The organism is Vibrio sp. 3-2(1) (genome assembly GCF_963887575.1).
GTDB classification, from domain to species: domain Bacteria; phylum Pseudomonadota; class Gammaproteobacteria; order Enterobacterales; family Vibrionaceae; genus Vibrio; species Vibrio anguillarum.
Genome location: NZ_CAWPGB010000019.1, coordinates 1 through 14,364 on the forward strand (window position 1 = coordinate 1; position 14,364 = coordinate 14,364).

The following is a 14,364-nucleotide window of genomic DNA, read 5'->3' on the forward strand; positions in this document are numbered from 1 at the left end:
ACTGCATAACGCCCGGCTAAGGGGTTGACAACGCACCGCCGAACTCAAAAAACACACTGTAAACACTGAACTTCAATTTTGCACTAAAGTCGCCAAGCGTTGGCAATCCCTCTTGAGCCGTTTGTTAGGCCAACCGATTGACACCGATACTTTCACAACCAAAGAACGAGCTTTTTTGTAAACTTAAAACAAACTAACCCATTCATTTATAAACCAAAACCCTAAATCAACAAAGAAACAAAAAATTCAAATTAAGCGATTTGGAAGAAAAGTGACGAGCGTAGCATGCTCGGCGGACGTTTGGATGCTGAAGGTTATTTTGCCGCTAAATTCACAACGATAAACAACCCAACGCGATCAATAAACAACAAATATGTGATGACGATTTATTGCTTAAGTTCAGTCCGAGAACATGGAATTTACCGTTCAATTCAAACTCGTTTTAGCTGATAAAAACTCACCTTGCCTAACGCCCGGCTAAGGGGTTGACAACGCATAGCCGAGCTCAAAAAACACACTGTAAACACTGAACTTCAATTTTGAACTAAAGCTGCCACGCGTTGGCAATCCCTCTTGAGCCGTTTGTTAGCTGCTGCACTTTAGCCGGAGATTTACCACCCAACGGCCTAATTTAAAACACATTATTGCTTTGAAGCGACAAAGTAAAACGGACAACTTCGAAACCAAAACCTAAACCACGAAACGCACTTGGCAAAGAAGAAATAATAGGAAAACTTGACGAGCTTCTAGGACTTCAATTTACAAAGAATTCTTTCGAAGAAGCCAACAACCAAGTGCGCAAAACCCATTTAGGCGCGAAAGAGCTTCAAAACCAAAGAAGCCACACCAAAGAAATAAACAAACACACCACTTCCCGTAAACAGACTTCGGTTAGTTCAAGCACTTCACGAACAGTGCCACTGGCGAGATACATGGAAAAGTGCTGACTTTCAGGTGTAAAGCTAGAGCCTCAGACTAAGAAAAATAAGCGCTTAATTTTATGGCTTTTCTTAACCTCAGCTAACGCCCGGCTAAGGGGTTGACAACGCATAGCCGAACTCAAAAAACACACTGTAAACACTGAACTTCAATTTTGCACTAAAACCGCCACGCGTTGGCAATCCCTCTTGAGCCGTTTGTTAGGCCAACCGATTGACACCGACACTTTCAAAACTAAAGAACGAACTTTTTTATAAACTTAAAACCAACTAACCGATTAATTTATAAACCAAAATGCTAAATCAGCAAAGAAACAAAAAACTCAAATTGAGCGGTTTGGAAGAAAAGTGACGAGCGTAGCATGCTCGGCGGACGTTTGGATGCTGAAGGTTATTTTGCCGCTGAATTCACAGCGAAAAGCAACCCAACACGATCACGAAACAACAAATATGTGATGACGATTTTGCTTAAGTCCAGCCATTAGAACATGGAATTCACCGTTCAATTCAGACCCGATTTAGCTGATAAAAACTCACTTTGCCTAACGCCCGCCTAAGGGGCTGACAACGCATAACACAAAACTCAAACACAGCCACTGTAACCACCGCGGCTCAATGGGACTTGAAACGCCACGCGTTGACAGTCCCTCTTGAGGCGTTTGTTATGTGCGTGCTATTGATGAGCCTTGTTCAGCTGCAATAAATCCCATTTGTTTCCATAAAGATCTTGGAACACAACAACTGTCCCATACTCTTCTACTCGTGGTTCTTCGTTGAAAACAACACCATTGGCCTTCATTAACTCATAATCTCGCCAGAAGTCATTCGTTTGTAGAAACAGAAAAACACGACCTCCAGTCTGATTACCTACAAATTGAGCTTGCTCTTCGGTGCTGGCTTGAGCAAGAAGTAGGTTCGTTCCATTCGAGTTTGGCGGCGAAACTTGAACCCACCGCTTACCACCACCTAAATCGGTATCTTCAACTAAAGTGAACTGAAGCTTTTTTGTATAGAACTCAATGGCATCATCGTAATTCTCTACGACAAGTGCGATATTACCGATTTGCTGTTGAACGACTTTAGACATGCTGACTTCTCAAGATTTTAAAAGCCTGATTCTACACTACTTCGAAATTTTTCGAGAAAGCACATAACGCCCGGCTAAGGGGTTGACAACGCACCGCCGAACTCAAAAAACACACTGTAAACACTGAACTTCAATTTTGTACTAAAGTCGCCAAGCGTTGGCAATCCCTCTTGAGCCGTTTGTTAGGCCAACCGATTGACACCGACACTTTCAAAACTAAAGAACGAACTTTTTTATAAACTTAAAACAAATTAAGCCATTCATTTATAAACCAAAATGCTAAATCAGCAAAGAAACAAAAAAACTCAAATTGAGCGGTTTGGAAGAAAAGTGACGAGCGTAGCATGCTCGGCGGACGTTTGGATGCTGAAGGTTATTTTGCCGCTGAATTCACAACGAAAAGCAACCCAACGCGATCACGAAACAACAAATATGTGATGATTATTTATTGCTTAAGTTAAGCCACAAAACATGGAATTTACTGTTCAATTCCAACTCGATTTAGCTGATAAAAAATCACTGTGCCTAACGCCCGGCTAAGGGGTTGACAACGCATAGCCGAACTCAAAAAACACACTGTAAACACTGAATTTCAATTTTGCACCAAAGCCGCCACGCGTTGGCAATCCCTCTTGAGCCGTTTGTTATGCAAATTCAATGAGATAAACTGACTTTACGCGACCAAAAACCACAATTGCAATGGTTGAGTGATTCAAGAATCAACCCAAGCAAGAACTGTGATAAATGAGCCGCCAAAACAAAGTCCACCTTTCAACAACAAACCAAGCTTTTGAATCAGACAAACTCAACAAGCAAGGCTTTCAGCAAGTGCGAAATGCTCGATTAACTTGCCCTTTCCACACTTTGCGAACGCTGATTTGACAACAAGCCAGCGCCAAAACTGATTGAGGCAAACAAAGAAATTTGCCTGTTTTACGGTTTGAGTTAACCACGAATTTGAGGGTAAAAATGCTCATTTGCCGACAATACAAAACGAATGGCCGGAGAAACCTAAAAAGATTGAACCCTAAATTTCCCTGAGTTGCATAACGCCCTGTTAAGGTGTGAGCAACGCGACACCGGTGCTTCTGCATACCACCTTAAACATTAAACGCAACGCATAGTAAAAATGCCATGCGTTGCGAATCACTCTTAAACAGTTTGTTATACTGTTTTAATGCCGAATAACTTTGCGGCTAAGAACACCAACAAACGCAGCGATTAACGATGCACCTACAAGCGCCTCTGATGTGCTGATGAGCCTCATTACATCTTGCGAGTTACTATATGACAAATCACCATAACCTAGAGTAGAGAATGTAGTAAAAGAGAAGTAAACTGATGTTACAAACGAATCATCTTCACTCGGATTTCCAACAAAGTAATAAATCAACGCGTAGAACAAAGCGACCACTACACTCAAGAGCAAAAGCCTACTTGGTTTTGTACCATAACCTGTAGCAACACCCCAAATAAGGTCAAAGAACCACTCTCTTGCATTTTTCGCCGATTTATCAGCCTTAAAGGCAGGGTATAGGATATGTTTACGGTTTGCAGACCGTTCTAAATTTAGAAATTGATCTACTTTGTGCCAAATATTCGCATGCTCGTATGCAACTCTAAATGCTTTGAGGTACTCCGGAATTTCGTGGGACACCAAAGAGCGAGTTTCCCATTTTTCTGCTAAGCGACCGTCAAATTTTGTTAAATAATTTACCTTAATATTTTCGATTCTTGCTGATTCAAGATAAACATCTCGAATATCTGTTCCAGATAGATCGCCGTTAATTAAGCCAAAATTCCACAAGCATGCTCCCTTAAGATTTGAATCAATTAAGCGAGTGCCATAGCCTCCGCTACCAGCAAAAACAACACCTTCCATATTACATTTTTCAAAGGTAGCCATTGAAAGCTCGGTTCTTTCAAGGTTTGTACCTTTTAAATCGCAGTTATAGAGGCGTGCGTAATTCAGTGACTTGACAGTCCAACTGGAGTTTGCTGGAAATGTTTCATTGTATACATGAATGCCTCGGAGGTCGTCTTGCGTTAAGACCCAAAACGCACCATCCTTCATTTCGCTTTTCGGGTAGTATGGGTGGCCATAAGGATCTTGGTTTTCAGGGTGTTCTAGTACATACGAGTCTAATATTGCCCTTATTTCAACACCATTTTTGATCCCATCAATGACCTCTCTAAAGACTCTTTGACCTAAATCTGTCTCCCACCTGTTTTTTATAAAACGCTGAGTTACCAAATCAAATGTAAAACCTTCTGTATCCATATAAACTCTCAAAGAAACGGTATAACGCCCGGCTAAGGGGTTGACAACGCACCGCCGAACTCAAAAAACCACTGTAAACACTGAACTTCAATTTTGCACTAAAGCCGCCACGCGTTGGCAATCCCTCTTGAGCCGTTTGTTAAGCAGAAAAGTTACGACGCAAATACTCAAAACACCCTTGTTGGCTTTCGGACAAATTAAACAGTTCACTACTAAATACTTCGTAGAGTACAACTGAGATATCTGATAGATCGGAGGAATTGAATGAATTCCAGTCAGTGTCCGTTGGTGTATTAATGACTTGCAAATGAACCTTGTTTCGAAGAGTCCTTAACTCATTCAATTTCTCATAGATTAGAGGCTCTTTTCCGAAGATGTTTTTGGATTTCGCACTCTTAATCATTGCATCAAACGTCATGTGCTTCAGCACTGGCTGATCTAGCTTAGAATAAATAACTGTATCGACTCTTACTTGCTCGCCTTCGTACTTTTTCTGATTGCCTTTAAATACTGCTTTTTCCTTCCACTCCGTAGTAGAGTGGACACCATTAACAATCAAAACGTAATGAAGGATTGATTCGATAACGCTACAACCAACCAGCAAGATGGACTTAACTGTTTGTGTGTAGAGAACCGAGCTGAGTTTAATATCCTCTATAACCTTCAGTTGAAATTCGATGTATTGAAGATTGTACGCAATGTTACGCCTCAGAGCATATGTGTGCTCATATGCATCATTAGTGCAGATCGCATTCGATAGTAATCCATCAAGCCTTTCTATTGAAACGGGGTACCACGGTGTACCACTTTCACTTTTCTTTTTTATTTCCATTACTGCCACCGATTCCGATTTTCTGCTTAACGCCCAATTAAGTTGTGAGCAACGCTGCCACATTGCCTAAACACTTCGCCGTAATCACCAAACTAATTGAAACCGAAAGCGCCAAGCGTTGCGAATCAGCTTGAATTGTTTGTTAGAAAACTTTACTTCCATCCATAACTCTTTGTTTAAAAGCAATATTCGGGTCTTTTTCAAGCATGTTCTCTAGCAACTGAAAATTTCCGGTACTTGAGTATACGAACCTTGAACAATGCAGAACTTGCAAAGAATTATGGTAATCCATGTTTGCACTTGTAAGTACCTGAGTTTTCTTATGATCAATGTTGTCCAACATTTGTATAGCGTCTGCTTGATCATCTGGCGGCACTAACCCCATAAGCACGCCTGACTGGTGCCTTGCTACAGCTCTTCTGATGTCATCAATTAGCTCGGAACATAGATAACTTAAGCAGTATCTTGGCGAAATTGGAAAGTGTACTTCTATACCTTTCAGCGCCAACCCTAGATTGCCACGATGCTCTCGTGGCAGGTTGTTATATTTAACAATTGGGTTGTCCGATAGGTAAAACGACTCACCTTTTGGAGCTTTTACCAATGATAGTGATTTGTCTAATATGTATGGTAATAGCTCTTGAGGCATTTCTTTGAGCATTTCAATTGATTGCGTTTTTGAATCTTGCTCAGAAAGAGATGCTAGGAACGCTTCAGCCTGAGAACCGGAAGCAATAGAATCTCCTTTCAGCTTTTCGAAAATCATTTCCGTCATTTCAGTTAAGCTTTCGCGTAAAGAATTTACGCGCATCATTTGCACTACAGTAAATAACCCAATCAATTCGCTCTCTTGAGTAGTCAAATGCTGAATTGAGCCATTTGAGATTATTCCATCAATGATAGGGGCTACTTGGGTTTCTAATTTTCCGAGCTCAAACTCCATTTGATCCCCATCTTCTGGGTGATGATAGAAGTTATTTTCATGCCCTGTATCTTTAACATGCGAAGTAAAGTATTTTCCCGCCTTAATATCGAATATATGAATACGTTTCTTCTTGCCGAGAGCAAAATTTCTCAAAAGAAATTGAGGCACGTAATGTTGTTTTTTTGGTTCTTTATTCGCCATAACCTACCTTGTTTTCTAACGCCCGGCTAAGGGGTTGACAACGCACCGCCGAACTCAAAAAACACACCGTAAACACTGTACTTCAATTTTGCACTAAAGCCGCCACGCGTTGGCAATCCCTCTTGAGCCGTTTGTTAGGCCAACCGGTTGACAACGATACTTTCAAAACCAAAGAACAAGGCTTGTTTGAAAACTGAAAACCAACTAAGCGATTCATTTATAAACCAAAATTTCAAATCAGCAAAGAAACCAAAAAACTCAAATTTAACGGTTTGGAAGAAAAGTGACGAGCGTAGCATTCTCGGCGGACGTTTGGATGCTGAAGGTTATTTTGCCGCTAAACCCACAACGAAAAACAACCCAACACGATCAAGAAACAACAAATATGTGAGGACGATTTATTGCTTAAGTTAAGCCACAAAAAATGGAATTTACCGTTCAATTCAAACTCGATTTAGCTGATAAAAACTCACTTTGCCTAACGCCCGGCTAAGGGGTTGACAACGCACCACCGAACTCAAAAAACACACTGTAAACACTAAACTTCAATTTTGCACCAAAGTCGCCATGCGTTGGCAATCCCTCTTGAGCCGTTTGTTATGCAAATTCAATGAGATAAACTGAATTTACACGACCAAAAGCCACAATTGCAATGGTTGAGTGATTCAAGAATCAACCCAAGCAAGAACTGTGATAAATGAGCCGCCAAAACAAAGTCCACCTTTCAGCAACAAACCAAGCTTTTGTGTCAGGAAAGCTCAACGAGCGAAAACTTCAGCAAGTACAAAATGCTCGATAAACTTGTCCTTTCCACACTTTGCGCCAGCTGAATTGGCAGCAAACCAACGCTAAAAATGATTGAGGCAAACCAAGAATCTTGTCTGTTTTACGGTTTGAGTTAACCACGAATCTGAGGGTGAAAAAGTTCATTTGCCGACAACACAAAACGAATGGCCGGAGAAATCTAAAAAGATTGAACCCCTAAATTTACCTGAGTTGCATAACGCCCGGCTAAGGGGTTGACAACGCACCGCCGGACTCAAAAAACACACTTAAACACTGAACTGAAATTTTGCACTAAAGTCGCCAAGCGTTGGCAATCCCTCTTGAGCCGTTTGTTATGCAAATTCAATGAGATAAACAGAATTTACACGACCAAAAGCCACAATTGCAATGGTTGAGTGATTCAAGAATCAACCCAAGCAAGAACTGTGATAAATGAGCCGCCAAAACAAAGTCCACCTTCAGCAATAAACCAAGCTTTTATGTCAGGAAAACTCAACGAGCGAAAATTTCAGCAAGTACAGAATACTCGATAAACTTGTCCTTTCCACACTTTGCGCCCGCTGAATTGGCAGCAAGCCAACGCTAAAAATGATTGAGGCAAACCAAGAATCTTGTCTGTTTTACGGTTTGAGTTAACCACGAATTTGAAGGTAAAAATGCTCATTTGCCGACAACACAAAACGAATGGCCGGAGAAATCCAAAGGATTGAACCCCTAAACTTACCTGAGTTGCATAACGCTCGGCTAAGGGGTTGACAACGCACTGCCGAACTTAAAAAACACACTGTAAACACTAAACTTCAATCTTGAACTAAAGTCGCCAAGCGTTGGCAATCCCTCTTGAGCCGTTTGTTAGCTGTTACACTTTAGCCGGAGATTGACTACCCAACGGCCTAATTTAAAACACATTATTGCTTTCAAGCGGTAAAGTAAAACGGACAACTGAGAAACTAAAACCTAATCCACGAAACGCACTTGGCAAAGAAGAAATAGCAGGAAAACTGACGAGCTTCTAAGACTTAAATTTACAAAGAATTATGTCGAAGAAGCCAACAACCAAGTGCGCGAAATCAACTTAAGCGCGAAAGAGCTTCAAAACCAAAGAAGCCGCACCAAAGAAATAAACAAACACACCACTTCCCGTAAATAGACTTTGGTTAGTTCAACCACTTCACGAACAGTGCCACTGGCGAGATACGTGGAAAAGTGCTGACTTTCAGGTGTAAAGCTAGAGCCTCAGACTAAGAAAAATAAACGCTTAATTTTATGGTTTTTCTTAACCTCAGCTAACGCCCGCTTAAGGGGCAGCCAACGCTACTACCAACCTACCGCATAACACCGTAATCACAAAAACCAACGCATAGTAAAAATGCCGCGCGTTGGCTGTCCCTCTTGAAGCGTTTGTTATGGCGCAATTCTCAAGTTAGGCCATATAACTAACCAACCCTTTGACTTTAATCGAGTTTCGAAGGTTCCATATGCTCGTTTAGGATTATGTGTGATTAAGCCTTGAAATAAACTCTCGAAACCAAAGACTGATATACATTCATAATGATCGTGCTCGACTTTCCTCACTGCTACCGCCGTTTCTTTTTCAGGCCAATAGCTCATGGCATCCAATGTGCTTTGGTAAGGATCGTCGCCATTTTGTAAGTGCATCTTGGCTTGATTTTTCACTTGCCAATTGATCTGGGGCATTTGCTCCGATAACTTGAGTTCAAGTGATTTTTCATAATCTGAATCGACACAATCAGCATCGAAGAAAATAACATCAATATCGTTTAATGGCGTCGGCTTTACGTTGCGATGTAAAAAGTCCCAGACAAGGTTTCGCACAAAACCTGCGGCTATGTAGCACTGAGGCAATTCAAGCTGGTAAACACATTCCAGTGCTTCAAATCGAACGGGATCTTTTCTAACTAAATCAACGATAGTATCCATTTTTCACCTTGCAACATAACGCCCGGCTAAGGGGTTGACAACGCACCGCCGGACTCAAAAAACCACTGTAAACACTGAACTTCAATTTTGCACTAAAGTCGCCAAGCGTTGGCAATCCCTCTTGAGCCGTTTGTTATGTGCATTTTTACCAGTTGTACTCCATTTGATGGGCAACTAACTCAGCATGGCTTTGACTATGAAACTTTGATACCAAGAACAAACTCATATCAATACCCGCAGATATACCACCCGACGTGGTGTATTTGCTTGTTGTTACCCAACGTTTGTCTTCCACAGCGACTAAGTCAGGAAACCGTTGTTTCAGCTCAGATATATCCTCCCAATGAGTCGTAACAGCAAGTCCTTTCAGCAAACCCGCATTAGCTAATATGAATGCTCCGGTACAAACTGATGCAATATGTTTAGCGTGCTTATCCACTGATGCAACCCAATGAAGCACATTGGTCTTATTCATTTCGTTCGTATGGATACCACCAACAACGATTAATAGGTCAATTTGAGGGTGATGCAGGAACGAGTAGTCAGGTAAAACAGTAAAACCACCTCTGGCTTTCACTGGTTCCAAGTTTTCTGAAACTAAAAATACATTCCAGCTTTCTGCACCTAATCGTTTAGCTGTACTGAAAACTTCGAAAGGTCCTGAAAAATCGAGAACTTCGGCCCCATCGTAAATATAAATACCAATGTTCATTAGTGCCTCCATGCACATAACGCCCGGCTAAGGGGTTGACAACGCACCGCCGAACTTAAAAAACACACTGTAAACACTGAACTTCAATTTTGCACTAAAGCCGCCACGCGTTGGCAATCCCTCTTGAGCCGTTTGTTATGCAAATTCAATAAGATAAACTGACTTTACTCGATCAAAAGCCACCATTGCAATGGTTGAGTGATTCAAGAATCAACCCAAGCAAGAGCCGTGATAAATGAGCCGCCAAAACAAAGCCCACCTTTCAGCGACAAACCAAGCTTTTGAATGAGACAAACTCACCGAGCAAGACCTTCAGCAAATGCGAAATGATCGATTAGCTTGCCCTTTCCGCACTTTGCGCCCGCTAATTCAACAGCGCACCGGCGCTAAAACTGATTGAGGCAAACAAAGAATCTTGCCTGTTTTACGGCTTGAGTTAGCCACGAATTTGAGGGTAAAAATACTCATTTGCCGACAACACAAAACGAATAGCCGGAGAAATCACAAAAGATTGAACCCCTAAATTTACCTGAGTTGCATAACGCCCGGTTAAGGGGCAACCAACGCCACTACCAAGCTACCGCATAACACCATAATCACTAAAACCAACGCATAGTAAAAATGCCACGCGTTGGTTGTCCCTCTTGAACCGTTTGTTAGCCGTTTTTTGCCTCGGTAACTCTAGTGAAGAGTATTTGACTAGATTCTTGTGTCGTTCTAAAACTGTAGCTAGCGCTGTTACTTTCATAATCCAAACCATTTTCATTAAAATCTTGGCAACTCAAATTCCCCCACATATCTTCATAACATATTGCGAACACTTTAAAGTCATGTGTGGCATCACTTAATAAATATTCCCCAAAGTTACCTTTTGATAAGGTGTTTGAAATCCCCGAAAGAAACGCTAGCTCAGTTTCATTATTTTCAACTTCAACGCCAATCCATCGATGAACTTTAAAAGTTATGTCACTAAGTTTATGGCCATTTATTACCAAATCTTTATCATTAATACTTGCCATATGGTTATTCATTTGAATTAGCCCCTGAATAGCTAAAGCAAACTGAGAACGACTCATGAGAGATAACGCTTCATCGTTTACCATTAGGCATCTCATTGCTTCTACGGCGCCTTCTATATCCAGACCATTGCTTGACTTAGAAGCTGCCAAAAAATCAGAAACCTTAGCAAAATCCTTTAAATAATGAGTCTTTACGTCCTTGTAGTAATAGCTCTTATTTGAAGAGCAAAGAACACTTATTGATGGGTTAATATAAAAATTTGGATCATATTTTTTTAACCGAGCCAATTCGCTCCCTTTAATATCACTTGAGAAACCAAATAAAACTGTCGGAGATTTACCACCAATACTCCTAAATCTTTTGAATTTATCAATTGTAGTTTGTATTTCAGTCGGATTTAATGAGCTTTTCACTTCAAAGTTATACTTTACGGCCTCAACGGGAACAAACGTTAAGTCGTTTTTCATATACAACGGTAATATTTCGTTGTCATAAATTAAAATGTCTGTTTCATGTGACTGATCCCCACTAGAGTTCTCGATAATTCCTTTAGTGACTTGATACCTTGGAGGAATGACATCTCTTATTAGATTTGCCAATTCAATCTCGTTGAAACCACCTTTAATACCTTGATGGCTAATATCTTTATTGACTTCAAAGTCATTCTTTAAACTAGTTATCTTGGCATTGAATTTCTTAGAAATCACACTCATATTCAAATACTCATTAAGACTGCACAAACTTCGCCTGACGGCTAACGCCCGGCTAAGGGGTTGACAACGCACCGCCGAACTCAAAAAACACACCGTAAACACTGAACTTCAATTTTGCACTAAAACCGCCAAGCGTTGGCAATCCCTCTTGAGCCGTTTGTTAGCTATTTTTTCCCAGTGACTGATTTGAATGATTCAAAAATGAATGTCGCCAATCCACCCGCAACATTTGAATTTGCATAATCCTTCAAAGGATCACAAAAATTTGATTTGAATTTATCAATAGCCTCTTCTGGAGGCGAAGCATAAATCGTATCACCTTCCACTTCTAACCTCGAGCTCAAGAGTTCTTCCTTTTCAAAAAGATAAGTTTCTGAACTCATATCCAGATAAGTAAATGCATTACGATTTGAATTTGGTTTACAGAAAAATTGATACTTTGACATCTTTAATTTCCTTGCTGCTGAATAAAACAATAGCTAACGCCCGGTTAAGGGGCAGCCAACGCCATAACCAAGCTTCCGCATAACACCGTAACCACAAAAACCAACGCATAGTGAAAATGCCACGCGTTGGCTGTCCCTCTTGAACCGTTTGTTATGTTTAAGCTTCAATGACTTACGTTTACCAAAACCAAGATTAACTCAGCTTTGATTCACAAACAAAAGCCAAGACCTAAAAAACTGAAATCACTCATAGATTTGAAAAACAGACTTCGAGTTTTGGCAATTCAAGCCCAAACACTTGTGGTCAAAATACCGATTAAGCCAGTCGCACCTACTTCACGCTTACTCGAAAATTGACTGAGGCAACACTCAGAGTTTTCAGCACCAAAAAATAAATGTCCGGAAAACAGCGCCAAACGAAGCCAACTTGCCGACGAGCACAAAACCAACAAGCCGAGGGAGCAAAGAAAAGATGCAACCAACTGATTTGACGTGATTAAACATAACGCCCGGCTAAGGGGTTGACAACGCACCACCGAACTTAAAAAAACACACTGTAAACTCTGAATTTCAATTTTGCACTAAAACCGCCACGCGTTGGCAATCCCTCTTGAGCCGTTTGTTAGGCCAACCAATTGACACCGAGACTTTCAAAACCAAAGAACGAGCTTTTTTGTAAACTTAAAACCAACTAACCGATTCATTTATAAATTAAAAGACTAAATCAGCAAAGAAACAAAAAACTCAAATTTAGCGGTTTGGAAGAAAAGTGACGAGCGTAGCATGCTCGGCGGACGTTTGGATGCTGAAGGTTATTTTGCCGCTAAACTCACAACGAAAAGCAACTCAACGCGATCAAGAAACAACAAATATGTGATGATTATTTATTGCTTAAGTTCAACCATGAGAACATGGAATTTACCGTTCAATTCAAACTCGATTTAGCTGATAAAAACTCACTTTGCCTAACGCCCGCTTAAGGGGCAGACAACGCTACTACTCACTTTCCGCATAGCACCTTAATCACAAAAACCAACGCATAGTGAAAATACCACGCGTTGGCTGTCCCTCTTGAAGCGTTTGTTATAGCGGTGCTTTAGCTGCCCATAGAAATATGATGCGTTGCACACAGCTTATTTCCTGCTGGATCGCGTAAATAAGCTAGATACATTTTTCTTTCTCCGCTTACCCTGAGACCTGGAGGATCTTCGCAAGCTACACCGCCATTAGCTAAACCTGCTGCATGCCATGAATCCACTAACTCTGGGCTAGTGACTTTTAAGCCAATTGTCATTCCATTACCATGAGTCGCCAGCTCTCCATTTATTGGCTTCGTAATTCCAAGCACACCATCTTTGTTTATGTAAAGACAGCGACCTTTAGCATCGATAACACCCGATGGATAACCTAAAACAGACAATATGGCGTCATAAAAAACCTTAGATTTTTCAATATCATTGGAGCCAATCATAATATGACTAAACATACTTGTTCCTTTTGTTGAGCAAAATCGGGATTTACTTTGAGGCATCGATTGAGCAATGTCTAGGTTGAAATGTGAGATAAGCTATAACGCCCGCCTAAGGGGCTGGCAACGCATAACACAAAACTCAAACACAACAACCGTAACCACCGCGGCTCAATGGGACTGGAAACGCCACGCGTTGACAGTCCCTCTTGAGGCGTTTGTTAGCTGTATGGCTCGATTTCCATTCCCAACTGAATTAAGTACGCTTTCATAAATTTCATTCTCTTTTCAGCCTCTACCTTTGCTGACGCTGTATGCATTATTTCAGGCAATTTAAATAGCTTCGTGTAGAAATGATCTACCGTATTCACTCGATCATTCGGCTCACGTGTACCGCAAAAGGGGTCAGTTGCATCATATAAACCCACGCCTAAATTTGTGCTCACCTGAATGCAACGAGCAATCCCAATTGCACCTAGAGCATCGAGTCTATCAGCGTCCTGTACGATCTTTGCTTCAAGCGTATCAGGTTGAACATTGGCGCTAAAACTATGAGCAATAATTGCGTGCTTTATAGCGTCGTGATATTCATTCGGATAACCAATCTCATTAAGAAACTCCAGTGCCTTATCTGCTGCAATACGAGAGCTTTCAGCTTTGTTAGGATGATTCTTGGGAAATGAAAAACAATCGTGGAGATACGCTGCAGGTAAAACAACCTCAAGCATCGCACCTTCAATTTTACTCAGCAGTTTGGCCGTTTTGACAACACGAAATACATGGTTTAAGTCATGCGCCAAATCTTGCTCCATTTCAGACTCGACGAAAGTGACAAATTGAGTCTCATAGTTTTCTACCACATTACTTCCTTGTTCATCGTATACAGCTAACGCCCGCTTAAGGGGCAGACAACGCTACTACCAACTTTCCGCATAACACCGTAATCACAAAAGCCAACGCATAAAAAAATGCCACGCGTTGGCTGTCCCTCTTGAAGCGTTTGTTAGTTTCATT

At 41.1% G+C, this 14,364-nt stretch carries 10 protein-coding genes; all 10 read right to left on the minus strand.

Translation table 11 applies throughout. The features are described from left to right. Positions 1-1,611: 1,611 nt before the first annotated feature. Complete coding sequence (locus tag AACQ79_RS08175; protein ID WP_170899806.1) at positions 1,612-2,025, minus strand: VOC family protein; 414 nt, start codon at positions 2,023-2,025, stop codon at positions 1,612-1,614. A 1,174-nt stretch (positions 2,026-3,199) separates the two neighbouring features. Next, entirely contained in the window at positions 3,200-4,306 is a 1,107-nt protein-coding gene (locus AACQ79_RS08180; protein ID WP_170899807.1) for an ion channel, read from the minus strand. Between the two features lie 139 nt (positions 4,307-4,445). Then, complete coding sequence (locus AACQ79_RS08185; RefSeq protein WP_081245530.1) at positions 4,446-5,138, minus strand: hypothetical protein; 693 nt, start codon at positions 5,136-5,138, stop codon at positions 4,446-4,448. Between the two features lie 142 nt (positions 5,139-5,280). Next, positions 5,281-6,264, minus strand: a complete 984-nt coding sequence (locus AACQ79_RS08190) for a DUF4238 domain-containing protein (RefSeq protein WP_170899808.1) — start codon at positions 6,262-6,264, stop codon at positions 5,281-5,283. Between the two features lie 2,190 nt (positions 6,265-8,454). Then, positions 8,455-8,991 carry a nucleotidyltransferase family protein gene (locus AACQ79_RS08195; RefSeq protein WP_170899809.1) on the minus strand — a complete coding sequence of 179 codons (537 nt, stop codon included), beginning with the start codon at positions 8,989-8,991 and terminating at the stop codon, positions 8,455-8,457. Positions 8,992-9,136: 145 nt separating this feature from the next. Then, positions 9,137-9,703 carry a DJ-1/PfpI family protein gene (locus tag AACQ79_RS08200; RefSeq protein ID WP_170899810.1) on the minus strand — a complete coding sequence of 189 codons (567 nt, stop codon included), beginning with the start codon at positions 9,701-9,703 and terminating at the stop codon, positions 9,137-9,139. A 656-nt stretch (positions 9,704-10,359) separates the two neighbouring features. Then, positions 10,360-11,436, minus strand: coding sequence for a DUF6602 domain-containing protein (locus AACQ79_RS08205; protein WP_170899811.1), 1,077 nt, complete (start codon positions 11,434-11,436; stop codon positions 10,360-10,362). Positions 11,437-11,600: 164 nt separating this feature from the next. Beyond that, positions 11,601-11,882 (minus strand): hypothetical protein, encoded by a 282-nt coding sequence (locus tag AACQ79_RS08210; protein ID WP_170899812.1) that lies wholly within the window; start codon positions 11,880-11,882, stop codon positions 11,601-11,603. 1,096 nt (positions 11,883-12,978) lie between these two features. After that, positions 12,979-13,368, minus strand: coding sequence for a VOC family protein (locus AACQ79_RS08215; protein WP_170899813.1), 390 nt, complete (start codon positions 13,366-13,368; stop codon positions 12,979-12,981). A 203-nt stretch (positions 13,369-13,571) separates the two neighbouring features. After that, positions 13,572-14,210, minus strand: coding sequence for an HD domain-containing protein (locus AACQ79_RS08220; RefSeq protein WP_088129199.1), 639 nt, complete (start codon positions 14,208-14,210; stop codon positions 13,572-13,574). Between the last annotated feature and the right edge of the window lie 154 nt (positions 14,211-14,364).

Bases quoted from the DNA above. Each gene is read 5' to 3' on its own strand.
- AACQ79_RS08175 (WP_170899806.1), bottom strand. From the start codon at position 2,025: ATGTCTAAAGTCGTTCAACAGCAAATCGGTAATATCGCACTTGTCGTA.
- AACQ79_RS08180 (WP_170899807.1), bottom strand. From the start codon at position 4,306: ATGGATACAGAAGGTTTTACATTTGATTTGGTAACTCAGCGTTTTATA.
- AACQ79_RS08185 (WP_081245530.1), bottom strand. From the start codon at position 5,138: ATGGAAATAAAAAAGAAAAGTGAAAGTGGTACACCGTGGTACCCCGTT.
- AACQ79_RS08190 (WP_170899808.1), bottom strand. From the start codon at position 6,264: ATGGCGAATAAAGAACCAAAAAAACAACATTACGTGCCTCAATTTCTT.
- AACQ79_RS08195 (WP_170899809.1), bottom strand. From the start codon at position 8,991: ATGGATACTATCGTTGATTTAGTTAGAAAAGATCCCGTTCGATTTGAA.
- AACQ79_RS08200 (WP_170899810.1), bottom strand. From the start codon at position 9,703: ATGAACATTGGTATTTATATTTACGATGGGGCCGAAGTTCTCGATTTT.
- AACQ79_RS08205 (WP_170899811.1), bottom strand. From the start codon at position 11,436: ATGAGTGTGATTTCTAAGAAATTCAATGCCAAGATAACTAGTTTAAAG.
- AACQ79_RS08210 (WP_170899812.1), bottom strand. From the start codon at position 11,882: ATGTCAAAGTATCAATTTTTCTGTAAACCAAATTCAAATCGTAATGCA.
- AACQ79_RS08215 (WP_170899813.1), bottom strand. From the start codon at position 13,368: ATGTTTAGTCATATTATGATTGGCTCCAATGATATTGAAAAATCTAAG.